This window comes from Rheinheimera sp. NSM, from assembly GCF_052380015.1.
Lineage (GTDB): Bacteria > Pseudomonadota > Gammaproteobacteria > Enterobacterales > Alteromonadaceae > Alishewanella.
In genome coordinates, this window is record NZ_JBQTCI010000002.1 from 108,442 (window position 1) to 131,645 (window position 23,204).

General features: G+C 52.0%; 21 protein-coding genes. 13 read left to right on the plus strand and 8 right to left on the minus strand.

The features are described 5' to 3' along the window. Together ACTZWV_RS06375 and ACTZWV_RS06380 are read left to right on the plus strand one after the other, a co-directional pair. A complete protein-coding gene (locus ACTZWV_RS06375) occupies positions 1-753 on the plus strand; it encodes an SDR family NAD(P)-dependent oxidoreductase (protein WP_444785739.1) in 753 nt (250 codons plus the stop codon). A 224-nt stretch (positions 754-977) separates the two neighbouring features. Beyond that, positions 978-1,910: an alpha/beta hydrolase gene (locus tag ACTZWV_RS06380; protein ID WP_444785740.1), complete on the plus strand. Its 933-nt coding sequence runs from the start codon at positions 978-980 to the stop codon at positions 1,908-1,910. A gap of 179 nt (positions 1,911-2,089) precedes the next feature. On the opposite strand, the gene ACTZWV_RS06385 is transcribed toward ACTZWV_RS06380, so the two are convergent. After that, on the minus strand, positions 2,090-3,004 hold the full coding sequence (locus ACTZWV_RS06385) for a LysR substrate-binding domain-containing protein (protein ID WP_444785741.1): 915 nt from the start codon (positions 3,002-3,004) through the stop codon (positions 2,090-2,092). 117 nt (positions 3,005-3,121) lie between these two features. On the opposite strand from ACTZWV_RS06385, the gene ACTZWV_RS06390 reads away from it, so the two are divergent. Continuing rightward, complete coding sequence (locus ACTZWV_RS06390; protein WP_444785742.1) at positions 3,122-3,760, plus strand: NAD(P)-dependent oxidoreductase; 639 nt, start codon at positions 3,122-3,124, stop codon at positions 3,758-3,760. Positions 3,761-3,794: 34 nt separating this feature from the next. On the opposite strand, the gene ACTZWV_RS06395 is transcribed toward ACTZWV_RS06390, so the two are convergent. Together ACTZWV_RS06395 and ACTZWV_RS06400 are read right to left on the minus strand one after the other, a co-directional pair. Continuing rightward, on the minus strand, positions 3,795-4,628 hold the full coding sequence (locus ACTZWV_RS06395; RefSeq protein ID WP_444785743.1) for a class II glutamine amidotransferase: 834 nt from the start codon (positions 4,626-4,628) through the stop codon (positions 3,795-3,797). Further along, a complete protein-coding gene (locus ACTZWV_RS06400; RefSeq protein ID WP_444785744.1) occupies positions 4,613-5,566 on the minus strand; it encodes an ATP-grasp domain-containing protein in 954 nt (317 codons plus the stop codon). The genes ACTZWV_RS06395 and ACTZWV_RS06400 overlap by 16 nt, the downstream gene beginning before the upstream one ends. A 219-nt stretch (positions 5,567-5,785) precedes the next feature. Here ACTZWV_RS06400 and ACTZWV_RS06405 point away from each other — a divergent pair, with 219 nt between their 5' ends. The 3 genes from ACTZWV_RS06405 (at position 5,786) to ACTZWV_RS06415 (ending at position 10,281) form a co-directional block, all read left to right on the plus strand. Further along, complete coding sequence (locus tag ACTZWV_RS06405; protein ID WP_444785745.1) at positions 5,786-7,555, plus strand: N-acetylglutaminylglutamine amidotransferase; 1,770 nt, start codon at positions 5,786-5,788, stop codon at positions 7,553-7,555. Between the two features lie 75 nt (positions 7,556-7,630). Then, on the plus strand, positions 7,631-8,035 hold the full coding sequence (gene cueR / locus ACTZWV_RS06410; protein WP_444785746.1) for a Cu(I)-responsive transcriptional regulator: 405 nt from the start codon (positions 7,631-7,633) through the stop codon (positions 8,033-8,035). Beyond that, a complete protein-coding gene (locus ACTZWV_RS06415; RefSeq protein ID WP_444785747.1) occupies positions 8,035-10,281 on the plus strand; it encodes a heavy metal translocating P-type ATPase in 2,247 nt (748 codons plus the stop codon). Before cueR ends, ACTZWV_RS06415 begins: the two co-directional genes overlap by 1 nt. On the opposite strand, the gene ACTZWV_RS06420 is transcribed toward ACTZWV_RS06415, so the two are convergent. Beyond that, complete coding sequence (locus ACTZWV_RS06420) at positions 10,278-11,213, minus strand: sodium-dependent bicarbonate transport family permease (protein ID WP_444785748.1); 936 nt, start codon at positions 11,211-11,213, stop codon at positions 10,278-10,280. The two genes, ACTZWV_RS06415 and ACTZWV_RS06420, sit on opposite strands and share 4 nt — an antisense overlap. A 131-nt stretch (positions 11,214-11,344) precedes the next feature. Here ACTZWV_RS06420 and ACTZWV_RS06425 point away from each other — a divergent pair, with 131 nt between their 5' ends. Then, entirely contained in the window at positions 11,345-12,277 is a 933-nt protein-coding gene (locus tag ACTZWV_RS06425; RefSeq protein WP_444785749.1) for a LysR family transcriptional regulator, read from the plus strand. Between the two features lie 46 nt (positions 12,278-12,323). Here ACTZWV_RS06425 and ACTZWV_RS06430 read toward each other — a convergent pair whose 3' ends face one another. Beyond that, entirely contained in the window at positions 12,324-14,180 is a 1,857-nt protein-coding gene (locus ACTZWV_RS06430; RefSeq protein WP_444785750.1) for a M1 family metallopeptidase, read from the minus strand. Between the two features lie 136 nt (positions 14,181-14,316). On the opposite strand from ACTZWV_RS06430, the gene ACTZWV_RS06435 reads away from it, so the two are divergent. The 3 genes from ACTZWV_RS06435 to ACTZWV_RS06445 all read left to right on the plus strand — a co-directional run bounded on the left by ACTZWV_RS06435 (position 14,317) and on the right by ACTZWV_RS06445 (position 18,159). Beyond that, positions 14,317-15,069, plus strand: a complete 753-nt coding sequence (locus tag ACTZWV_RS06435) for an SIMPL domain-containing protein (protein WP_444785751.1) — start codon at positions 14,317-14,319, stop codon at positions 15,067-15,069. 87 nt (positions 15,070-15,156) lie between these two features. Next, on the plus strand, positions 15,157-16,824 hold the full coding sequence (locus tag ACTZWV_RS06440) for a M28 family metallopeptidase (RefSeq protein ID WP_444785752.1): 1,668 nt from the start codon (positions 15,157-15,159) through the stop codon (positions 16,822-16,824). A gap of 84 nt (positions 16,825-16,908) precedes the next feature. Continuing rightward, positions 16,909-18,159 carry a DUF2254 domain-containing protein gene (locus tag ACTZWV_RS06445; RefSeq protein WP_444785753.1) on the plus strand — a complete coding sequence of 417 codons (1,251 nt, stop codon included), beginning with the start codon at positions 16,909-16,911 and terminating at the stop codon, positions 18,157-18,159. Here ACTZWV_RS06445 and ACTZWV_RS06450 read toward each other — a convergent pair. Continuing rightward, positions 18,156-18,704: a TetR family transcriptional regulator gene (locus ACTZWV_RS06450; protein WP_444785754.1), complete on the minus strand. Its 549-nt coding sequence runs from the start codon at positions 18,702-18,704 to the stop codon at positions 18,156-18,158. The two genes, ACTZWV_RS06445 and ACTZWV_RS06450, sit on opposite strands and share 4 nt — an antisense overlap. A gap of 118 nt (positions 18,705-18,822) precedes the next feature. On the opposite strand from ACTZWV_RS06450, the gene ACTZWV_RS06455 reads away from it, so the two are divergent. Next, positions 18,823-19,302, plus strand: coding sequence for a DUF4199 domain-containing protein (locus tag ACTZWV_RS06455; RefSeq protein ID WP_444785755.1), 480 nt, complete (start codon positions 18,823-18,825; stop codon positions 19,300-19,302). 5 nt (positions 19,303-19,307) lie between these two features. Then, positions 19,308-19,736, plus strand: a complete 429-nt coding sequence (locus tag ACTZWV_RS06460) for a CBS domain-containing protein (protein ID WP_444785756.1) — start codon at positions 19,308-19,310, stop codon at positions 19,734-19,736. Positions 19,737-19,829: 93 nt separating this feature from the next. Here the strand turns inward: ACTZWV_RS06460 and ACTZWV_RS06465 are convergent, their stop codons facing one another. Both ACTZWV_RS06465 and ACTZWV_RS06470 read right to left on the minus strand, forming a co-directional pair. Continuing rightward, entirely contained in the window at positions 19,830-20,915 is a 1,086-nt protein-coding gene (locus ACTZWV_RS06465) for a fatty acid desaturase family protein (protein ID WP_444785757.1), read from the minus strand. 11 nt (positions 20,916-20,926) lie between these two features. Continuing rightward, entirely contained in the window at positions 20,927-22,018 is a 1,092-nt protein-coding gene (locus tag ACTZWV_RS06470) for a flavin reductase family protein (protein WP_444785758.1), read from the minus strand. 307 nt (positions 22,019-22,325) lie between these two features. On the opposite strand from ACTZWV_RS06470, the gene ACTZWV_RS06475 reads away from it, so the two are divergent. Beyond that, entirely contained in the window at positions 22,326-23,198 is an 873-nt protein-coding gene (locus tag ACTZWV_RS06475) for a diguanylate cyclase domain-containing protein (RefSeq protein ID WP_444785759.1), read from the plus strand. Positions 23,199-23,204: the final 6 nt, after the last annotated feature.

The window sequence follows — 23,204 nt, forward strand, 5'->3', positions numbered from 1 at the left end:
ATGAAATATACATTAATTACCGGTGCCAGCAGTGGTATTGGTAAAGCTCTGTGTTATCAGTTTGCTGCGCAAGGGCACAATTTAATTATCACAGCGCGACGCCAGGAAGAGCTGGCAAACATCAAGTCAGACATTGAAAAACGCTATCGCGTGCGTGTGCAAGTAAAAGCGTGTGATTTAGCAATCCCCAATGCCGCTGAACTGCTCTACAACCAGCTACAGGAGTATGAACTTGAAACTATGATCAATAACGCAGGCTTTGGTGATTATGCAATGCCCTGGGAGGCGCAGCTTAGCAAGACACAGCGAATGATAGACGTGAATATCAGCGCACTGACCACGTTGTCATTACTTTATGTGGCTGATTATGCAGAACGGCACGCCACGCTAATAAATGTGGCATCAATTGGTGGCTATTCAATCTTTGATATTGCCGTCACCTATTGCGCCACCAAGTTCTATGTTGCCGCCTTTACTGAAGGTTTGGCCCAAACGCTGGCAGATAATCATTTTGCTATGCGAGCTAAAGTGATCGCGCCGGGCCCGACACAGAGTGATTTTATCACTAATGCTGCTGATACCGGTGCTATTGCTGCCGACGGGTTATTCCCGGAAGACAGTTTTATCAGTGCACAGCAACTGGCCGAATATACTTATCAATTATATCGCAGTGATAAGGTAATAGGAGTGATTGAGCAGAAGCAGTTAGTACTGCAAGATCCTGTATATCCCTATATCACAGTACCGCGTTAAGAGCCTGTGCCCATCATCAAAGCCACCTTGCAAGGTGGCTTTTTTTTTGACCGCTACAACAGTAACTTTTTATAAGAAAAACTTATAACTGAATTCAAATTGCACCATCTAATCATCGAATACTTTGTGTTCTACACTCTACCTCAACGTCAGGCAAGCCATCAATGTTAGGTAAACCGCACAACGTTACTTCACTGAACTGTTATATAAACGAGGACAAGAAAATGAAAAATGTAACCTTTAAAAATCGTACCTGGGATGTCGCTGCTGTGATCCGTTTTCCAGCAGGTTTTGACGCGAGTAATACCTATCCAGCCATCATCTGTGCACACCCAATCAGTAGCTGTAAAGAACAAACGGCAGGTAGCGTGTACGCTGAGGCGCTTAGCCAAGCCGGTTTTATCACGCTCGCCTTTGATGCCTCTACACAAGGTGAGAGTGGCGGTGAGCCGCGTTTTAGCGAAGATCCCGCTACCCGTACAGAAGACTTTCGCTGTGCGGTAGATTATCTGGTGACTCTACCGTTTATTGATGAAAACCGCATTGGCGTCTTAGGTGTTTGCGGCGGCGGTGCTTATGCTGCCAATGTGGCGATGACCGAAAAACGCATTAAAGCCGTCGGTACTGTAGTAGCTACCAACTATGGCCGTATGATGCGCGAAGGTGACTTATCCACTGATGCGGCGCTTAACTTGCTTGAGGTTATTGCTAAACAACGTACCGCCGAAGCCCGGGGCAATACTCCGTTACTGGTTGGCTATATTCCATTTGCCAGTCAGGCTGAATGCGAACAGGCTGGTGTCCGTGACGTTGATATGATTAACGCTGTAGATTACTACTTAACGCCTCGCGGCCAGCAGCCCGGTTCACCAAACAAACTGCGCTTGACCAGTACTGCTGCTGCAATAGGCTGGGATGCCTTTCATCTGACAGATGTTTTATTAACTCAACCGCTACATGTGGTGTTTGGCAGCGTGGCCGGTGCTTTTGGCTCGTACCGTGACGGTTTTGAACTGTACACTAAAGCCCGCTCGGCGAATAAGTCGCTGCATATCGTTGAAGGCGCAAGCCACTATGATTTATACGATAGACCTGAAGCGACGACAAAGGCTTTAGAGCAACTGATACCTTTTTACCAGAAATTCTTAGCTGGTTAAAACTAGAAGCTTTTGAGTTAAGTGGGCATCACCTTTGATGCCCTTATTAGACTGAAAAGTTCATCATGAATGTCTGCAATTGGCACAAATCGGTCTGCCAAACTACTAACTCGTTTTGCGTGACTACAGCAATTGCAATTAGATAAACCAATGTCCACAGAACTTTTGCAGTTTTCACCCTAAACCAACTGCTGATACTGCTGCAAAAAATCGACAAAGGCGGTTACCCGTGCCGGGCGAAAGCGGCCTGGTGGGTATACCGCGTAAATACCGGCTTGCGCTAAGTTCCAGTCCGGCAGTAGCCGGATCAACTGGCCGCTGCTTACCAGGTCGCGGGCGCTGTAGTCGGGCAGTATGCCCATGCCGGCACCGGCCAGCATAAGTGCTGTTATCGTTTGCGTAGAGCTGGTTTTAAGTGCTGCCGGTAAATACTGGCTTACTTGCTGTTTAGCCCCGGTGTGCGGGTTGGTTTGGCTAAAAGTCCATTGCTGCGGTTGGCTAAGCGGTGTAAAAGCGATAAAGCGCTGGCTGGCTAAATCGGCCGGTTGCTGCGGTATACCGGCTTGTGCCAGATAGGCCGGGGCGGCCAGCAGCCATTGCTCAAAGTTGCCAAGCTTGCGGGCATGCTGGCCGGAGTCTTTTAACCAACCGGCGCGAATGCTTAAATCGATACCTTCTTTGATTAAATCCTTTACCTGATCGCTGCTGCGAAACTCCACCTCTAAGGCCGGATGCAGTGCCATAAAGGCCACCACAGCGGGGGCGAGGATGCGGTTGGTGTAATCTTCCGGTGCACTTAATACCAGCTTGCCCTGTAATACCTTGTCGCTGCTTTGCAATTGCTGTAGCGCTTGTTTCAGCTCGTCCAGTAGCGGCAGGCAGTCGCGCAGCAACTGCTCGCCGGCACGGGTTAAGCTGAGCTGGCGTGTGGTGCGGCGAAACAGCGCGACACCCAGTTGCTGCTCCAGCGCTTTTAACTGCAGGCTAATGGTGGTTTTGCTGCAGCCCAGTTGTTCAGCCGCCGCGGTAAAGCTGCCGGCCTGCTGTAAACGCTGCACCAGCTGCAGGCTATTTAAATCCGCTTGATTTGGCATTATTGTTTTAATTTATTAAACAGTGATTTTAATATTAAGCTATTTTTCTGTGTTAATCGAGCCGCGATAATGCCTGCACATTAATTGTTCAGACAGCAACCTTGTGAGGAAAATAGTATGGAACTGGTAATTTTAGGCGCATCAGGTTTTATCGGCTCGGCCATTACTGCAGAGGCATTAAGCCGTGGCCACACGGTAACGGCGGTGGTAAACCGGCCGGAGCGCGTAGCGGCTAAAGCGGGCTTAACGGTGGTAGGGCTGGATATTAACGACACTGCGGCGTTAACCAGGCTGCTTACCGGCAAAGCCATAGTGATCAGCGCCTTTAGCGGCCATGCGCAGCAAGACGTAAAGGGCTATTATTTGCAGGCGTTTAATTCGGTATTTACCGCGGCAACGGCAGCCAAGGTAGGCCGTTTGCTGGTAGTCGGTGGCGCAGCAACCTTACTGCTCCCCGATGGCAGCCGCTTACTGGATAGCGCGGATTTTCCGGCGGAATATCGCGCTACCGCCGAAGGTGCGGCAGAGGTATTGCAGCAGCTGCGCGGGCAACATGCGCTCAGCTGGAGTTTTTTATCACCGGCGGCGGAGATTTTTCCGGGCGATAAAACCGGCAACTTCCGCTTGGGCTCAGATAATTTACTCACCGACAGCGCCGGTAACAGCCGTATCTCTAACGGCGATTATGCTGTAGCTATGCTGGATGAAGTTGAGCAACCGCAGCATATAAATAAGCGCTTTAGCGTGGCATATTAATCACAGGCTTTGCGGCAGTAGTCGGGCGGAGGCATTAAGCCGGCATAAAGGGCTCAGTGCTAACGTTGTGGCGGCAAATGGTGGTAAAGGAGTTATTGGCGATCTCAGTCCATTTATTGCTGATATTATCCAATGGCTCCGACACCACTATGGTACTGCCGCTTGGCAGCTGCGCATTTTTACCGGAAAACTCTTCCAGACAGCTGCTGTCAGTGGAGACAAATTGCGTCATGGCTGCTTCATTGTGTGAGAAACGTATTGCATATAAGTTTTCTCCGTTTGACATAGCACAGGAAAGATTAAGCACGCCATCCTTGTCGATACGGTGTAACGCCTCCAGCACCACATTAACCATTTTTTGCATTGCAGCTTTGGGATTGCTTTTTAAACCAAAGGTTACTGCCAGTAAAAAGAAGGTTTCACTGTCGGTGGTGCCATGCAACTCCGGGTACAGCTCAGGTGCAATTTGAAGCTGCAACTGCCGGCGCAGCTTGGGAAAATGGCTGACATGGCCGTTGTGTTGGAATAACCAGTTGTCAAGCCGGAACGGGTGGCAATTGGTGCGCTGGATATCACCTGTGGTGGTAGCGCGAATATGTGCCATAAAAGTGTGCGACTGCACCTGATGGCATAAGTTGTCCAGATTATTATTATGCCAGGCGGGCAAATCGTCTTTAAACAAACCCGGGGTAGCGCGGGTGTCATACCAGCCAATGCCAAAACCGTCACCGTTGACGCTGAGACGCTGTCCGCTGGTATTCACATTTAACTGGCTGTTGCGGCTTTGCACCAGCAGTGAATGGCTGGGTTTGGTAACTAATGTATCTAAGTATATCGGGTTGCCGGTATAAGCTATCCATCTGCACATAAGATTCCCCGCTGTGATTCAAGTACCCGGGCGCTGCTGTAGCGTTGCTCATAAAAGCTGTGTACCTGTGACACTGCAAAATCGATAATAGCATCGGCAATGTTGACACCGGTTATCGTTTCAATGCCTTGCTCACCGGTAAAGTCCGGTGACACATTAACCTCAAGTAACAACGGGCCTTCGGCGGAACGGACAAAATCGACTCCGGACACATTCATGCCAATTGATGCGGTAGCAGATAACACCATCTGCTCTTCTTCAGTAGTCAGCTGATAAGGCTCTGAGCAACCACCTAAGGCAACATTAGACCGAAAATCGCCATCTTGCGAACGGCGGCACATGCTTGCCACCACTTTACCGCCAACAACAAAAGCCCTGATGTCGGTACCTGAAGCTTCTTTGACAAAGCGCTGAATAATGTAAGACGCGCCTAACTGACTAAATGTTTTAACAATATTGTCCATTTCTTTCAGGTTTTGTACCAAAAAAATACCGGTGCCTTCCGTGCTTTCTATCAGTTTAATAATCATTGGGGTACCGATGGCGCCGGCCAGTTGCCGAAAACCTTCCGGGGTATAAGCAATGCCGGTGGCGGGAAAAGGTAAGCCTCTGGCCAGCAGATACTGCAGACATTTTAATTTATCCCGCCCCAGCCGCAGTGCCGCCGGCGATTCGCTGACATAAGTCTGGCTGCAGATAAACTGTTGCAATACATTGGTGCCGTAATCCGTAAAGTTAACATTTAAGCGCGGAATAATAGCGTCGAAGGCTTTGGTAATGTCTTTGTCGCGCCAGTAAATAGCCGGTTTATCGGTCGACAGCACCATGCTGATATCACGGATATTATACAGTTCGGCGGCATGGCCTTTGGCCCTGGCTGCTTCCAACAAGCGGTGATCGTCTGATTCCTGATCAGTAGACAAAATGCAGATATTCACGTTAGTCGCACTCCGTAAATGTTGACTGGAAGTTAAGTTTAGCACAGGGTTTTCTGCTTAATGGCCGGTAAGGTTTGCAGTTTACGGCTAAACTTAAGTTCGTCTGCATTGGATTGGCTGAATGCCAAAGCCTGATGATGTGGTCAGATATGCTTAATTTTTAAGGCTTGCATGGCTTGATAAGCCCGTTGTTGTAAGCAATTAATGCAGAGGATTGGTATGTGCGGAATAGCAGGAGAAATCAGTTTTCAGGGTACAGCGTCAACACATTATGTTGATGCAATGTTAAATAAGTTGGCGGTGCGCGGTCCGGATGGTTGGGGGCTGGTTGCACAAGGTAATGTCTGTTTTGGCCATCAGCGTTTGCGGGTTATTGATTTAACTGCCACCGGCGCCCAGCCAATGCATGACGCTGAGCTTGGCCTGACAATCGTATTTAACGGCTGTATTTACAATTACAAGGCGCTGCGTGCCGAGCTGGAGCAACTGGGGCACCGCTTCTTCTCCGGTAGTGATACTGAGGTTATTTTAAAAGCCTATGCGCAGTGGCAGGAACACTGTATGGCGCGCTTTAACGGCATGTTTGCCTTTGCCATTTGGCGCCGTGATGACAACAGTACGTTTTTTGCCCGTGACCGGCTGGGTATTAAGCCGCTGTACTATCACCATAATCAGCGTGGCTTTTGGTTTGCCTCTACTTTACCCGCTTTGCTGCAATGCGCTGAGGTACCCGGCCGGCTTAACCCGTCCGGCGTGCATCAATATATGTCGTTTCGCGCTATTGTTGGCGCCGATACCTTGTTTAGCGATGTGCATAAATTGCGGCCGGGGCATTGGCTGAAAGTCAGTGCAACAGGTGAAATACAGCAAGGCTGTTACTGGCAGTTGCATACTGAGGTCGAAGACAATAACAAACGCAGCGAACAAGACTGGCAGCAGGCGTTGAAGGAAGCATTATTTGCCAGTACCAAACGGCGGCTGGAGGCCGATGTGCCGGTGGGGGTGTTGTTATCCGGCGGCCTGGATTCATCCTTGCTGGTCGGCATGCTCAGCGAGTTGGGGCAAAAGCAGCTGCACACCTTCTCTATCGGCTTTGATAATGTGGCAGAGGAAGAAGGCAACGAGTTTAAATACTCGGACATAATCGCGCAGCATTACGACACGCAGCACAATAAAATTTTTGCCAGGCACGACACCTTGCTAAATCACCTGAGGCCATGTATTGATGCGATGTCAGAGCCAATGGTAAGCCACGACGTAATAGGTTTTTATCTGCTGGCACAAGCGGTAAGCCAGCATGTTAAGGTAGTGCAGAGCGGCCAGGGTGCTGATGAAGTGTTTGCCGGCTATCACTGGTACCCGCCGATGACCGATGTCACAGACAGCAACGCTGCACAGCGCTACGCTGATGCCTATTTTTCATGGGATGAGGCGCAGTTGTCACAAGTATTGGCGCCGGAGTTCTGCCAAAGTAACGCTTCGCTTAGTTATATTCAGCGCTATTTTGCCAATTGCAATGCCCGCTTGCCGGTAGATAAAGCCTTGCATCTGGATACCAGCGTGATGCTGGTCGATGATCCGTTAAAGCGGGTCGACAATATGACGATGGCCTTTGGTCTGGAAGCCAGAGTGCCGTTTTTGGATCACGAGCTGGTTGAATTGGCATTTCAAATGCCGCATCAATTGAAACTACGCGATGGTGGTAAATATCTGTTAAAGCAAGTGGCCAGAGAGATTATTCCGGCGGCCGTGATTGATAGGCCCAAGGGCTATTTTCCGGTGCCGGCACTGCGCAATATGCAAGGTGATTACCTGCAACTGGCCAAAGAGGTATTCAGCCAACCGGTAGCGCGGCAGCGGCAGCTATTTAATATGGACTACATTGATGCGATGCTGGCTGCGCCTGAGCAATACCGTGGCCGCTTTGGCTCTAAACTTTGGCAGGTCACCTTACTCGAGTTATGGTTGCAGCAGCATAATATTCAATAATCTCTTCGTGTCGCTTGACCTTTCCATCATGGTAAGGTTTATGCTGCCGGCAGTGTGATACCGCAGGAGACAGTGATGAATATTGGTCAGGCAGCCGCGGCAAGTGGCCTTAGCGCTAAAATGATCCGCCATTATGAGCACAGCGGGCTGTTACAGCCCTCGTTGCGCAGCGAGGCCGGTTACCGGCAATATCAGCCTAAAGATATTGAAATACTTAAGTTTATTCGCCGCGCCCGTGTATTGGGCTTTTCACTGGCCGACATTGCCGGCCTGTTGGCGCTATGGCAAAACCCGCAGCGCTCTAACACTGTAGTCAAGCAGGTGGCACTGCAACATTTAGCTGAAGTAGAGCTGAAACTGCAAGAGCTGCACGCGATGAAACAAACCTTGCAACAGATGATAGCGCAGTGTGCTGCCGATGGTGGCGCGTACTGTGCCATTCTGCAGCACCTGGCAAAACCCGCTGCGGAGACAAACTAATGTCAAAAATAACGCTTAATATCAGTGATATGCACTGCGGCTCTTGTGTGGGCAAGGTAGAAAAAGCCTTACTGGCGGTGCCGGGCGTACACTCAGCCAGTGTTAACCTGGCCACCGAGCAGGCGCAGGTAGAGGGCAGCGCCGCTGTGGCGGCCTTAGTGGCAGCGTTACAGGGCGCCGGTTATAAAGCTACAGCGCTGGAGCCAGAGGCGGATAAACAAGCTGCGCAGCAGGATAAAACGGCGCTAAAGCAGGCAGAGCAAGCTCTGTTGTTACGCGATCTGTGGCTGGCCGGGGTGTTAACCTTACCGGTATTTATGCTGGAAATGGGGGCACATCTTATTCCGGCGTTTCATCACTGGTTAATGGCCACTTTGGGCCAAAGCCTGAACTGGCAACTTCAGGCGCTGTTGACCACCCTGGTGTTGCTTGGGCCGGGGCGGCGCTTTATGCAAACCGGTATTCCGCTGCTGCTAAAAGGCCAACCGGAGATGAATTCTTTAGTGGCGCTGGGCACCTTATCGGCTTGGGGCTTTTCGCTGGTAGCCACCTTTACGCCGCAGTTGCTGCCGGATGGTACGGCGCAGGTGTATTTTGAAGCGGCGGCGGTAATAGTAACGCTGATTTTGCTGGGGCGTTATCTGGAAGCGCGCGCTAAAGGCCAAACCGGCGCGGCGATACAGCAGTTACTCAGTTTACAGCCATCTACGGCAACGCTGCTGATAGACGGCAACCAGCATAAAGTCGCTTTGGCGCAAATTAAACCCGGTGACCTGTTATTGGTGCGCGCCGGTGAGCGTATTGCGCTCGATGCCACTGTAGAGCAGGGCGAGTCTTATATCGATGAGTCGATGCTAAGCGGCGAGCCGCTGGCCAAAGCCAAACAACGCGGTGATGCGGTGTATGCCGGTACGGTAAATAAGCAGGGCGTGCTGCAGGTGCGCGTAAGCAAAGCCGCCGGCGATACGGTGCTGGCACAAATTATTGCTCTGGTACAGCAAGCGCAAAGCGACAAATTACCCATTCAGTCGTTGGTAGATAAAGTAACGGCGATTTTTGTGCCGCTGGTTATGCTGCTGGCGGCTGCTACCTTTGCCGTCTGGTGGCTGTGGGGCCCGGAGCCGGCCCTTAGCCTGGCGCTGGTTAATGCCGTTGCGGTGCTGATTATTGCCTGCCCCTGCGCCATGGGCCTGGCCACCCCGACCTCTATTATGGTTGGCACCGGTCGCGCTGCGCAGCTTGGCATCTTGTTTCGCCAGGGCAGTGCACTGCAAACGCTACGTGATTGTAAGGTGATTGCGCTGGATAAAACCGGCACCCTAACCGTGGGGGAGCCGCAACTGACCGACATCTTAGTACTGCAAGCAGGCCTGAATGAGCAGCATATGCTGGCGCTGGCCGCGGCACTGGAGCAACAATCTGAGCATCCGCTGGCCGAAGCCTTAGTGGCTGCCGCGGCGCAGCAGCAACTGACATTGCCGCCGGTAAGCAATTTTACTGTGCACAGCGGCATGGGGGTAAGCGGCACGGTTAACGGCCAACAGGTTGCCATTGGTGCCGACCGTTTTATGCAGCAGTTAAAGCCGGAGGTAACCGCGCAGGCAGCTCAGGCCGATGCGCTGGCCAAAAGCGGTAAAACGGTGTTGTATCTGGCGCTGGATAACAAGCTCTCGGCAATGCTGGCGGTGGCCGATACGCTAAAACCCGGCTCAGCAGAGGCGATAGCGGCGATGCACCAACTGGGTTTAAAAGTAGCGATGATCAGCGGCGACAACCGCCATACCGCTGAGGCGATTGCCAACCAGTTGCAGATTGATACCGTGGTGGCTGAAGTGTTGCCGCAGGGCAAGGTTGAGGCAGTAAAGCAGCTGCGCGCTGAGTTTGGCGCTGTGGCTTTTGTTGGTGATGGTATTAACGATGCGCCGGCACTGGCAGAGGCCGATATTGGCCTGGCAGTGGGTAACGGTACCGATATCGCGATAGAAGCGGCCGATGTGGTGTTAATGCGCGCCGATATTATGGCGGTAGTGAATGCCATAGCGCTTAGCAAAGCCACTTTGCGCAATATCCGCCAGAACTTGTTCTGGGCCTTTGGCTACAACGTGCTGCTGTTGCCGGTAGCGGCCGGGGCGCTGTACCCGGCCTTTGGCCTGCTGTTATCACCAATGCTGGCCGCCGCTGCTATGGCGTTATCCAGTGTGTTTGTCGTTACCAACGCGCTGCGGCTGCGCCGCTTAGCGCTTTAACCGGTTAGCGCCGTGATCCAGCTTAAATACAGCGGCAGGCCAAGCAGCACATTCAGCGGAAACGTCAGCCCCAGCGCGGCCAGTAAGGCCAGGCCGATATCCGCCTGCGGTATGGCAGCGCGGATAGCCGCCGGCGCTGCTATATAAGACGCACTGGCCATCAGAGCGGCTAATACCAGAATACTGCCACTGCTTAACCCCAGCAGCAGGCCCAGGCCAATACCCAGCCAGGCCAGTACAAAGGGCGCCAGCAGCGCAAACAGCATCAGCCGCCATTGTTTAACCGGCAGTGGCGAGCACACTTTGGCAGTGCACAGACCCATTTCCAGTAAAAACAGGGCTAAAAGGGTACTGAAGCCGCCCATTAACACCGGCGTAATAGCGGATAGCCCTTCAGGGCCATACAGCCAGCCAATCAGCAAACCACCGCCGAGCAGCAACACACCGCGGCTGGTTAAGGCTTCATGCAGTATCGCCAACGAGCCGGCCTTGCTGCCGTTTACATAGCGATACAGCCATAGCATGGTGACAATAGCAGGTAGCTCCAGCAGCACCAGATATAGCGTGGTTTGCGGCTGCATCGGCAAGTTATGCTGCATTGCCAGTGCCATCACCACAGCAAAGGTACCGGCGCTAACCGAGCCATAATGCGCCGCCACACTGGCGGCATTGGCGCTGCTAAGCCGTACCAGTTTGCGCAGCAGCGGATATAGCATTAGCGGCAGCGCCACGCCGGTGCCAGCAATCAGGCCAAGCTCGGGCAATATCGGCATCAGCGGTACACCGTGCAGCGCCATACCGCCTTTTAAGCCCAGGGTTAGCATCAGCAAAATCGACAGGGTTTCGTATATTGGCAGCGGCACTTTTAAATCTGATTTTACCAGCCCGGCCAACAAGCCCAGGGCAAAAAACGCTATTACAACATCAGGCATGACACTCTCCGCTAAATGAAAACCGGCGCAGTGTGCCGAAAAACTTTTCTATTGCCTAATTAATAATATAGGTGTTACATATAGATAATCATCTATGGGTGTGTTTGTGGATGTAATTGAAAGAGGGCGCAATGGACGTACGGCAATTAAGTTTTCGCTTGCTGCAGGTGTATATCAAGGTAGTGCAACTGGGCAGTGTTTCCGCCGCAGCGCGGGCATTGCATTTAACCCAGCCGACGGTATCGCTGCAGCTGAAAAAGCTGTCTGAGGTATTAAATGAGCCCTTGCTGCACAGCCACGCCGGTGCCTTACAAGCCACAGCTGCCGGCCAGGCGTTGTATCAGGCGGCCTGTGATGTGCTAAGCCGGTTTGATGATTTAGATAGTGAAATCAGTGAGCTGCACGCCGGGCGGCGCGGCAGCTTAAGCATAGCGGTGGTGAATACCGCGCAGTATTTAATGCCACGCATTTTGGCGCCGTTTTACCGGCGTTTTCCACAGATTGAGGTGACCCTGCACATAGGTAACCGCGCGCAAATTTTAAGCCGTTTTGAGCAACAACAAGACGATATTTATCTGTTTAGCCACCCGCCGGGCGGCGAGCATGTGCTGGCGACGCCGATAGTGAAAAACCCGCTGCAGTTGATTGCCCCCTCAGAGCATTGGGCTGTGGGGCAGCGGCAGCTGAGTTTTGCCCGGTTAAAGCAAGAGCGGTTTTTACTGCGCGAACCCGGCAGTGCCACACGGATGATGTTTGAAGCCTGGCTTAGCAGCCAGGGCATACAGCTTAGCCACAGTATGCAGATTGAAAGCAATGAAGCGATACGGCTTAGCGTAGCGGCAGGGCTGGGGTTGTCGGTCATTTCCGGCCATACCTTGCTGGAGGGGCGGGAAAAACTGGCGGTGCTGGATGTGGCCGGTTTTCCGCTTAACAGCCACTGGTATCTGGTGCGTAATGCCGATAAGCGCTTATCTTATGCCGCGCAGTCGTTAACGCAGTTTATTGCTGCGCATTTGCCGGACTGTATTGAAGCCGATTGGCTGTTAGACAAGGTTAAACTGTAACAGCGCTGCCGCGCTAAACGGCGGCAGCGATAAAACAGGCTTTCAGCTATTTAAGTATTTCATCTACCGAGCCCTGCGCCAGCGGGTGGTAACCCGGCCGGGCTTTTTCGTACACGGCGCGGGCAAAGGCCAGGCCTTCCGGGGTGCTGGCCAGCTGTTTATACAGTGGAATAATCAGCTTACGCCTACCGATATTAACCAGATATTGCTCCAGCGCTGCAGCAATTTCCTGATAACCGGTTTTAAGTGCCAGTAAATACCAGGCATGCGCAATTTCGCTGTTAGTCGATTGCGTCAGGCTATAGGTGGCGTCCAGTTCGGCCAGTTGCTCCGGTGTTATAGTCAGCGGCAGCTTATTAATAAAATACAGCCACTCGTGCACTGTCCAGTTGGCAGTAGGCAGGCTGCTGAGTTCGCTGTTGCCGGCCAGCCAGTTGTTAGCCTGTTGCTGTACCTGATTAAACGCATCAGACTGCGGATCGGGTGTGCCCGCGGGCAAGCCCGGCTGGTAAATCCAGTTTTTTGCCTCAGCCAATGACACTATGCCCGGGTATTTTTGCAGTAAGTGGGTATTTAAGTACTTTACAAAGCGCTCGGTGTCCAGGCTTTGAAAGGCATGGTCGTCAAAGTACTGCCGTACAAAGGGATCGAACTTGTCGCGGCCGAATTTTTGCTCCAGAAACATCAAAAACAACTGGCCCTTGGTATAAGGCACACCGCTAAAAGCATCGTCCGGGTCACGGCCATGCAGGTCTAGATGCAAAATGCTGTCGTTAGCGGCTAGCTCTGCCAGCTCGTCTTTTAAGCCCTGCACCGATAAGGCCTGTTCCATCACGGCGCGATCGGTACCGAACACCTGCTCCATAATACGGTTTTCGACATAGGAGGTAAAACCTTCGTTCAACCATAAGTCGCGCCAGGTAGCGTTAGTTACCAGGTTACCTGACCAGGAGTGCGCCAGCTCGTGGGCAATTAAATTCACCAGGCTGCCATCACCGGCTACGACAGTGGGGGTAATAAAGCTCAGTACCGGGTTTTCCATACCGCCAAACGGGAAGCTGGGCGGTAAGATCAGTAAGTCGTAACGGCCCCAGCGGTAGTCGCCATACAGCTGTTCGGTGGCGTCGATCATTGCCTGGGTGCTGGCAAACTCTTCGGCTGAGGCGTTAAGAATATAGGGCTCGGCATAGACACCGGTTTGCTCACTCATGGCTTTAAATTGTAAGTCGCCGGCGGCGATAGCAATTAAATAGGCCGGAATGGCCTGCGGCATAACAAACTGGTAATCGCCGTCGCGGATCATGCCAGGTTCATTATTGGCACTCATAATAGCCAAAACATCGTCACGGGTTTGAATGCGGGCGCTGTAGGTCATGCGTACGGCCGGGGTGTCCTGAATGGGGATCCAGCTGCGGGCATGAATGGCCTGGTTCTGGCTGAACATAAAGGGCGTGGTTTTACCGGCGGTTTGCTGTGGCGTTAACCACTGCAGGCCGGAGGCTTTATCGGTAGAGCTATAGTAAATACGCAGTGTTTGCGCCTGAAAGGTAGGGCTGATTGTAAGCTTGCTGCCCAGCACCGCATCGCGCTGCCCCAGGCTAAAAGGTACTTTTTGCCAGTTGCCGTCGGCCCTTTTGGCGTAAATGCGGTCTATAACCAGATCGCGGCTGTCCAGATATACCGTGTTGTCGCTGCTGTTTAGCCAGTTAAGTTGTAAATCGGCAAAGCCGGTTAAGGCTTTTTGCTCAAAGTTAACGGCTAAATCCAGGTGCAGGTGTTTTACCGTTACTGCATCAAAATTGGCGTAGGTATAGGCATCGGTAGCGGCCAGAGTATCGGTAGCGACAAAAGCATAGCTGCTGCAGAGCAAAGCAGTGCCAAGAGTAAGCAGGCGTGCAGACATGGTGTTTCCTTAAAAGCGAAAGAGAGCAGAGTGTAAAGGCAAACTCAGGCCAAATACAACTCTACAAATAATGACAACTTAACTGCAGCAGTTTTGCTGTAATGGACATTAAATCCTGTTCAATAACGAGGTGTATATGAAGTTAACTATTTTAACCACTGCTTTAACCACTGCTTTAACCACTGCTTTAAGCCTGGGCCTGAGCACTGCTGTGCAGGCCAGCCCGTTACCGGACTTTCCGTTTATTACCGTCAGCGGTGAAGCCAGGCTGGATGTGGTACCGGACAAAGCGCGTATTCAGTTTGTTATCCGCCACACCGCTGCCAAAGCCGATGCCGCCACAGAGGCAGTGTATAAACAAGGCCGCGATCTAATGCAATTTCTGGCCGCGCAGGGCGTTACCGAAGCCGATATTGATGCGGCGCAAATTAATAAAGAAGCGCTGTATAAAGACTACAACGACAGAACCATTACCGGCTATGAAGCCAGCCAGCCGATCACAGTAACGCTGAACCAACTGGGCAACTATGTGGCGGTGATGGACTACCTGTTTAAACAGCCGCAAATTTTCTCTATCCAGGGCAGTTTTGACAGCAGCCAGCGCGAACAGCATGAGCTTGAGCTAAGCGAGCAGGCCGGTGCTGATGCACGCCGCCGTGCAACTCATTTGGCCGCCGCTCAGGGCGTGAAAATCAGTAGTGTATTTGCTATCAGCGACAGCGCAGGTTGGGGCGCGCTGGCCGGTGATTTTGGTTTTGCCGGCAGTGCCGTCAGCTTTGGTGCTATGCGTAAAAATGCCGAAATGGCGGACAGCAGCGCCAATTTGGTATTACCACGGCATATTACGCTGCAAAAATCAGTGAATGTGATCTACAAAATTAAACCCTGATCCGGGTTGTTTGTCTCAATGCTGTCGTGTCAACGGCGTGAATAGGCTAAGGTAAGTGTTTAGCTTAGCGGTATTTAAGGAAACCTGATGACACTTCAGTTCGGCCCTTTGCTGGTAGCTGCGGTTAGCGCCAGCCTGCTGGTGGCGTCGTGTTCTAACGAGAATACGTCGCCACCGCCAGAGCAACCCTTGCTGCAAACCAGTTTTAACACCAATTTTGCCGGTTATTTTCAGAAAATTGCCTCAGATGAAATGCAGGGCCGTGCCCCGGCCACTAAAGGTGAAGAAATCACTGTGCAGTATCTGGAGCAGCAGTTTGCCCGTATTGGCTTAACGCCGTACAGTGGTGACAGCTATCGCCAGAGCGTGCCGGTGGTGCAAATAGACCCGGTTAAAGTATCGGCATTAACGCTAACCGATAACAGCGGCGCCAACACTACACTTACTTATAAAACCGATATGATGGCCTGGTCTACCCGGATGCTGGGGCAAATTGATGTTGCCGACAGCGACGTGGTATTTGTCGGCTATGGCATAGTAGCACCGGAATATAGCTGGAATGACTACGCCGGTTTAGATGTAAAAGGCAAAACCGTGGTAATGCTGGTTAATGATCCGGGCTATGCCACCCAGGACCCACAGCTGTTTACCGGTAATGCCATGACATACTATGGCCGCTGGACGTACAAATACGAAGAAGCTGCCCGTCAGGGCGCGGCGATGGCGCTGATAGTGCACGAAACCGATGCTGCCAGCTATGGCTGGAATGTAGTGGCCGGCACCTCGCCAATACGGTTTGAACTGGCGAACGACAACAAAAACCTGCATAAAACTGAAGTGGAAGGCTGGCTGTCGCTGGAGGCGGCCGAAAAACTGTTCGCAGCCAATGGCACTTCACTGGAGCAACTGCGCCAGCAGGCGCTGAGCAAAGACTTTAAGCCGGTAGCGCTGAATGCTAAAGCGGCGGTTAGTATTAGCAATAACTTGCGCGAGCTTAGCTCCAGCAATGTTATTGGTTATATCGAAGGCAGTGAAAAGCCCGATGAAGCCATTATTTATATGGCGCACTGGGATCATTTCGGCCTCGATTTCAGCCGGCCGGACGACAAAGTATTTAACGGTGCCCAGGACAATGCCGGTGGTGTAGCCGCCTTGCTGGCGCTGGCAGAGCAGTTTAAAGCCGGCCCGGCACCGAAACGCTCGGTGGCGTTTTTAGCCGTAACGGTAGAAGAGCGCGGCCTGCTGGGTTCGGCCTGGTATGCGGATAACCCGTTATTTGCGTTAAATAAAACCGTGGCCGGTATTAACATGGACGTGATTAACGTATACGGTCCGATGCGCGATGTGATGGTGTTTGGCTATGGCAGTTCAGAGCTGGAGCCGATATTGGAAAAATATGCCAAAGCACAGAACCGGTATACCGCACCAGAGCCGACACCGCAGGATGGTTTTTACTACCGCTCAGATCACTTTAACCTGGCGAAAAAAGGCGTACCTATGTTGTATGCCCGCGGTGGTGTAGACAGCTTTATCCACGGTAAAGACTGGGGCCTGGAGCAGCGGCGCCTTTATGTACGCGACTTCTACCACAAAGTGAATGATGAGTTTGACCCTGACTGGGATTTACGCGGTGCGCAGCAGGATTTACATCTGTATTATCAGGTAGGGCACGAGCTGGCTAACAGCGAGCGCTGGCCAAACTGGTATCAGGGAAAAGAGTTCCGCGCCGTGCGGGATGCGTCTTTACAGCAGTAATAATGCAAACGGTACCCGAGGCGGGCATGCCGCAGGTGCCGGTAAGTTTTGGATATGCATTGATTGGATAAAAAGGGCCGGATAATGGTATCAAAGTGGGGCTGGCAATTATTACAGTTAAGCCGCAAGTTGTGGCTTCGTACTGTATCTTTTGCCGTGCTGGCGCTGTTATCGGCCGGGCTTGCGGTATTGTTGCAGGATCACATTCCCGATGCCTTAGCCGATATTATCGGTGCCGGTGCGGCCGGAGAAATACTGACTATTCTTGCTTCCAGCATGCTTACCGTTACCACTTTTTCGCTTAGTGTAATGGTAGCTGCTTACAGCGCGTCCACCAACAATGTGTCGCCGCGTGCTACCAGGCTGTTAATGGAAGACAGTACCACCCAAAATGCGCTGGCCACCTTTGTCGGCTCGTTTTTATTCAGCATTGTCAGCATTATTTTGTTAAACACTGAGCTGTATAACAAGCGTGGCGAAGTGGTGCTGTTTCTTACTACCATCCTGGTGGTGGCGTTAATAGTGGTGATGATGCTGGTGTGGATCAATCACTTATCCGGCCTTGGCAGGGTAGGCGAAACGGCGAATAAAGTAGAAGATGAGGCCTATGCGGCGTTAAAGCGGCACAACGCGGCACCCTGGTTGCAGGCCACGCCGCTGAGCAGCCTTGAGGATATACCGGCGAACGCCAAACCGCTGTTAAGTAACTGCATCGGCTATTTGCAGCACATTGATATTAATGCACTGAATAAATGGGGCGCTGAGCACAACTGCCAACTGTATGTCAGTGTGCGGCCCGGGGTGTTTATTGAACCCAGCCGGCCGTTGTTATGGCTCAGCCCGGCAGCGGCAACTGACAGCACGGTGCTGCTGGATGCATTTTGTATCCGCGATTACCGCACCTTTGACCAGGACCCGCGCTTTGGCTTGCTGGTACTGGCCGAGATTGCCTCGAAAGCCTTATCGCCGGCCATTAATGATCCCGGCACGGCGATTGAAATTATCGGCCGCGGTATGCGGGTATTAAGTAACTGGCGGCAAACTGCGCCGCAGCAAGCCGAAGTGACATATCCGCAGGTGTTTGTATTGCCGCTGCAACTGAGTGAGCTGTTTGACGACTTTTATACCCCGATAGCCCGTGATGGTGCTGCTATGCAGGAAGTACAAATTCGCCTGCAAAAAAGTCTGTTGGCGTTATCCGGCCAGCACAGCGAATTTCGCCCGCATGCACTGCGCCAGTCTGCTGCGGCTTTGGCCCGCGCCGAACATGCGATGGCTTATAGTGAAGATACTAAAACACTGAAAGCGTTGCACCAGCAGCTGCGCGACAGCTAGTGCCATAAGCGTAAGGTGTTACCCCACTGCAGCTTGTGCTGCAATACCTTCAGGCTGCGCTGCTGCCCGGGCGAGCTGTCATTTAACCAGTAAATAAATACCGCGACAAACAAGCTGCTTAATGCCAGCTCCTGGCCAATCCTGGCTGCACCGCCGGCATTTAAGCCGGCCGCCTCACGCAGCCACTGTACAGTGCGGCTGATACGCAAAATACCGCCCAGCTGCAAATGAATATGGCCGGGCTCCAGTTTATACAGCAGCATTTGTCCGGTGAGTTTATGGTAGGGCGCAAGCGCTGCCAGCCACTGCTGTATCGCCTGTTGCAACCTGGCACTGGCGGGTAACTCTTTACTGATCTGAGTACTTAGCAGCGCCAGATCGGCGCGGTCAAACCAGGCGTCGACTAAATCATCCTTTTGCCGGTAATGCCGGTAAATATCCGCCAGGCTGATGTGCAGTGCAGCAGCAATCTGCTGCAGCGTTAGCTGCTCCCAGCCGGTTTTCGCTGCCAGTTGCAGTGCGGTATCGAGAATTTGCTGTTGCATTGGCGCTACCCTGGTTTGCTGCCGGTGTTAAGTATAGATAGGCTAACGCAAATAGCTGGTAAAGCGATATAAAAGCGCTATAGTTTTGCTGTGTCTAAGCTATCAAGAACAATAGGTTATGCAAAAGTATCTGACGGAAATACGCTGGGGCTTTATTTTTACTGCGGTAATGCTTATATGGATGTGGGTCGAGCAACTGACAGGCTTGCATGGCCGGCATATAGCGCAGCATGCCACTTACACCAATTTATTCGCCATACCGGCAATACTGGTTTACGTGCTGGCGCTGCGGCAAAAAAAGCAACGCGATTATAGCGGCATTATGAGCTGGAAACAGGGTACCATAGCGGGGTTGTTGATTACCTTAGTGGTGGTGCTGTTAAGCCCGGCAGCGCAGTGGCTAATCCACAAGGTAATTACGCCAAACTATTTCCTCAATGCGCAGGTTTATGTTGTGACACAAGACATGATGACGACGCAGCAGGCTTTAGAGTACTTCAGTTTAACTAACTATATACCGCAAAGCGCAATCGGCGCCGCCATTATGGGCGTGCTGACCTCGGTTATCGTCGCGTTTTTTCTGCGTAGTAAAGGTTAACCCTGATGCTGAGTATTGCTCAACTAATGAGCACCAAGCCGGTTAGTGTATCGCCGGATGATGCGCTGACGGTGGTAAAGCAGATTTTTGACCATGTAAAGTTTCACCATGTATTAGTGGTGGAAAACGGCATTTTGCTGGGTGTGTTATCTGATCGAGACTTGTTTAAAGCGCTGAGCCCGCATATCGGCACCGCCGCTGAGACGCCACGCGACTTAGCGACGCTAAACAAGAAAGTGCACCAGATTATGCTGCGTAAGCCGGTTACCTTGCAGCCGCAGGCTAAGGTAATGGATGCCATTCAGCTATTTAATACGCACGGCGTATCTTGCATTCCGGTGGTAGACAGCCAGAACCGGCCGCAGGGTATTTTAAGCTGGCGCGATATTATCCGCGCGCTGGATCGCACCGATAAACGTACTGCGGCAGACTAAACGTAGGGGCGCATAATTGCGCCCCTGCTATTTGCCTGAAGCTATCCCGTCATAGTATGCGCTTTGGATATGACAGGGCGTAAATATACGCCCCTACAATGCCTTTACAGCTTTCCCGCCACCCGGCAGTGAATAGCGCATAATGCGCAGAAATACCGTGCTGTACTGGCGCACAAAGCTGCCGCTGTTGTACGGAATAGCATATTTTGCCGCTATAGCCTGCACCTGTTTTGCCATAGCAGGGTAGTGCCGCGCCGGGATGTCGGGAAACAGATGGTGCTCTATCTGGCAGCTTAAATGGCCGGTTAAAATATGCAGCCAGGTGGGGCCGGTAAAGTTAGCTGAACCCAGCATTTGGCGGTAATACCACTGGCCGCGGCTTTCGCCTTCGCACTGTGCCGCGCTAAACACATACACGTCTTTGGTAAAGTGGCCGCAGAAAATCACGGTTGAAGTCCATAAATTGCGGATTAAATTGGCCAGCAGATTGCCGCTTAGTACCCACAACCACATAGGGCCGGCGATAAGCGGGAAAAACAGATAGTCTTTAATCAACTGGCGTGCGCCCTTGCCAAAGAAAGCTTTTTTTAGTTCGCTATCGCTGACCTGGCTGTGACGGTCGGCCTTCTTTTTACCAAAGAATACCCGCTGCGCGGCCAGCTCGTGATACGACACGCCCCATTGAAACAACATGCTTAGCAACAAGTAAGTGCCGCCTTGCCATAAATTCCGCAGCCGCCAGCGAAAATCATTACTTAAGCGCAGCAGGCCGTAACCAAAGTCGCGGTCTTTGCCAATAATATTGGTGTAAGTATGGTGCTCAAAATTATGTGTGCGCTGCCAGGAGCCGGCGTCACAGGCAATATCCCACTCGTAACGTTTGGAATGCAACACCGGGTCATTCATCCAGTCGTATTGACCATGCAGCACATTGTGGCCAATTTCCATATTGTCGAGAATTTTTGCCAGTGCTAACAGCAACACACCTGCCAGCCAAAGCCAGGGCGTAATAAAGCCCAGCACCAGTAAAATACGCCCGCTAAGTGCGCTTAAGCGTTGTACAAGCAATACGCGGTGGATATAGCGCGCATCGGCATCACCCAGTTGCTGTTGTACCTGTTGTTTTACGCTATCCAGCTCTTGCTCAAGCGCGGTAAATTGTGCAGTGGAAAGTTTCATCAATAATCCTGTTACAGCTTAATCACTAATTCGGTTACCGGTTGGCTGATACACAGCTGAATTTGCTCTGCACCATGCCCGCTTAGAGTGCCGCTGCGCAAATCGCGCACCTGGCCGGACACTTTGTCGCACACACATTGAAAACATACGCCCATACGACAGCCAAAACGTGGCGCCAGGCCATGCTGTTCGGCGTTTTGCAATAAGCTCTGCTGTGGGTTCAGTGTTACCTGCGTGCTGGTACCGGCGTGGATAAAGCTGGCCGTCAGTGGTGTTGTGTCATTGCTGTGTCCGGTTGCTAAGGGCATGGCTAAGCCAAATTGCTCTTGCCGGATCTGCGCCGCGCTTACGCCGCGGCTTAGCAACGCCGCGCGTATTTGTTGCATAAAGGCCGCCGGGCCGCACAGATAAAACTGCTGCTCAGCTGCGTTAGTGCCAATAGCCTGCTGCAATTGTTCAAACGGCTCAGTGCGGCTGTCAGACAGCTGCAGATTAAATAACGGCTGTTTAGCGGCCAGTTGTTGCAGCTCGCTCAGCAAGGCTGCGTTTTCACTGCCGCGACAGCGATAGTGCAGTGTTACCGGTGCCAGCCAATGGCGTTGGCTTAACAGCATAGCGGCAATGGGCGTAATGCCGGAGCCGGCGGCGATAAACACCGTTGGCAGTGTGGCTTGCTGCCGGCAAAAATTACCCTGCGCCGCGCTGATATTTACCACAGTACCGTTTTGCAGCTGTTGCAACAGCGGGGTAAATTCGCCCGCGCTGTTGATTTTGCAGCACAGCTGTATTTGCCGCCGGCTTTGCCACAGCCTAAATGGCGAGCAAATGCTGAACGGCCGGCTGATATAGCGGCCCTGGTGCTGCAGGGTTAACAACAGATGTTGGCCAGGCACAAACCCCGGCCAGCGGCCGGATACCTGAAAGCTTAATTGCAGCATATCTGCGGTTTGCCACTGTTTGCCAACCAGCAAGGCACGATATTGCCCCGGTAAAAAGCCCGGCCAAAGCCGCTGCAGCAATGGTAAAAAATACAAAGTTAACGAACTCTGGTTGCCCAGCATCAAACAAAAGCTGCGCCAAAGGCGGCTGATAAATGGCTTCACTACAGATTCACGCTATCAGTTAATTTCAGCGCACAGTTGTACACTAAAATATCTGGTTTGGCCAGTTTAGGTTTTTGCTATATAGTTTATTTGATGTTAGTTCGTTGAATTTAAACAAATTAAATTATGATGCCGGAAAGGGGTGGATGATAAATTCGGTGAACAGTTGTACACTTTGTGCTGGTTTTTTCGGGCTGCTGCTGCGTTATTCACGCTCTGTGCGCCAGCGCACAGTAATCTTCGCCGGCACCTTGTATGCTCAGGCCATTTCAAGCCGTGTTGTGGCAGTGCTAATTAAGAGGTACTAATGTCAGCAGAACCCAAAGTGAACAGAGAGAAAGGTGCCGGCAAACGCTTGTCGCTACACAATGTGCTGAAAAAAAACGAAGCGATAAAGAAAGATATCAGCACTGCGGCAGGCGAGTTGGGTTCGGTTAATGATGCGCTGCATCAGGAGCAGGCGCCGGTCGCCGTGATCCAAAAGGCGCTGAAGCAAAATGAAGATGCGGAAGTTATTGTGGCCAAAGCGGCTAATGATTTAAAACGCGTTAACGTAAAACTGACCAATGAAATAGCCACCCGTATTGGTATTGAGTCGGAGCTGGATGAGGTAAAAACCGATCTGGCAAGTATGCGCGACGACTTACTGTTATCGCAGCAGACCGAAAAAGCGGCATTGCACAGTGCGCTTACCGACAAACTTACCGGCTTGCCTAACCGTGCCTCCTTTGACCAGGCGCTGGCCCATGGCCTGGTGCAGGCGAAGCGGCATGGTTGGTCGCTGGCGGTATTATTTATTGATGTCGACAAATTTAAAGGCATTAATGATGCCTACGGCCACGATGCCGGCGACCAGGTACTGCTGGCGGTGGCCAGCCGGTTACGGGCCTATATCCGCGACGGCGATATGGTAAGCCGCTGGGGCGGGGATGAATTTGTCTGTTTGCTGCTGGAAGTGAAGCAGGAACACGACGTACTGCGTCTGGCTAAACAGCTGGTTGAGCATGTGGCGCAGCCTTTTACGCTGCATAAGCACACCCTGCATATCCGTATCAGCATAGGTATTGCCATCGCGCCGCAAGACGGCGATACCGCCCCGGAGCTGCTAAAACGCGCCGACAGTGCGATGTACCAGGCCAAAGCAGATATGCAGCAGGTAGCGTTGTTTGGCCAACACTGAGCGTCC

What these genes read in the sequence shown, in the direction of transcription:
- ACTZWV_RS06475 (WP_444785759.1), top strand. Translation starts at nt 22,326, where the DNA reads ATGTCAGCAGAACCCAAAGTGAACAGAGAGAAAGGTGCCGGCAAACGC.
- ACTZWV_RS06390 (WP_444785742.1), top strand. Translation starts at nt 3,122, where the DNA reads ATGGAACTGGTAATTTTAGGCGCATCAGGTTTTATCGGCTCGGCCATT.
- ACTZWV_RS06445 (WP_444785753.1), top strand. Translation starts at nt 16,909, where the DNA reads ATGGTATCAAAGTGGGGCTGGCAATTATTACAGTTAAGCCGCAAGTTG.
- ACTZWV_RS06465 (WP_444785757.1), bottom strand. Translation starts at nt 20,915, where the DNA reads ATGAAACTTTCCACTGCACAATTTACCGCGCTTGAGCAAGAGCTGGAT.
- ACTZWV_RS06450 (WP_444785754.1), bottom strand. Translation starts at nt 18,704, where the DNA reads ATGCAACAGCAAATTCTCGATACCGCACTGCAACTGGCAGCGAAAACC.
- ACTZWV_RS06415 (WP_444785747.1), top strand. Translation starts at nt 8,035, where the DNA reads ATGTCAAAAATAACGCTTAATATCAGTGATATGCACTGCGGCTCTTGT.
- ACTZWV_RS06435 (WP_444785751.1), top strand. Translation starts at nt 14,317, where the DNA reads ATGAAGTTAACTATTTTAACCACTGCTTTAACCACTGCTTTAACCACT.
- ACTZWV_RS06455 (WP_444785755.1), top strand. Translation starts at nt 18,823, where the DNA reads ATGCAAAAGTATCTGACGGAAATACGCTGGGGCTTTATTTTTACTGCG.
- ACTZWV_RS06425 (WP_444785749.1), top strand. Translation starts at nt 11,345, where the DNA reads ATGGACGTACGGCAATTAAGTTTTCGCTTGCTGCAGGTGTATATCAAG.
- ACTZWV_RS06430 (WP_444785750.1), bottom strand. Translation starts at nt 14,180, where the DNA reads ATGTCTGCACGCCTGCTTACTCTTGGCACTGCTTTGCTCTGCAGCAGC.
- ACTZWV_RS06405 (WP_444785745.1), top strand. Translation starts at nt 5,786, where the DNA reads ATGTGCGGAATAGCAGGAGAAATCAGTTTTCAGGGTACAGCGTCAACA.
- ACTZWV_RS06460 (WP_444785756.1), top strand. Translation starts at nt 19,308, where the DNA reads ATGCTGAGTATTGCTCAACTAATGAGCACCAAGCCGGTTAGTGTATCG.
- ACTZWV_RS06395 (WP_444785743.1), bottom strand. Translation starts at nt 4,628, where the DNA reads ATGTGCAGATGGATAGCTTATACCGGCAACCCGATATACTTAGATACA.
- ACTZWV_RS06380 (WP_444785740.1), top strand. Translation starts at nt 978, where the DNA reads ATGAAAAATGTAACCTTTAAAAATCGTACCTGGGATGTCGCTGCTGTG.
- ACTZWV_RS06420 (WP_444785748.1), bottom strand. Translation starts at nt 11,213, where the DNA reads ATGCCTGATGTTGTAATAGCGTTTTTTGCCCTGGGCTTGTTGGCCGGG.
- cueR (WP_444785746.1), top strand. Translation starts at nt 7,631, where the DNA reads ATGAATATTGGTCAGGCAGCCGCGGCAAGTGGCCTTAGCGCTAAAATG.
- ACTZWV_RS06385 (WP_444785741.1), bottom strand. Translation starts at nt 3,004, where the DNA reads ATGCCAAATCAAGCGGATTTAAATAGCCTGCAGCTGGTGCAGCGTTTA.
- ACTZWV_RS06375 (WP_444785739.1), top strand. Translation starts at nt 1, where the DNA reads ATGAAATATACATTAATTACCGGTGCCAGCAGTGGTATTGGTAAAGCT.
- ACTZWV_RS06440 (WP_444785752.1), top strand. Translation starts at nt 15,157, where the DNA reads ATGACACTTCAGTTCGGCCCTTTGCTGGTAGCTGCGGTTAGCGCCAGC.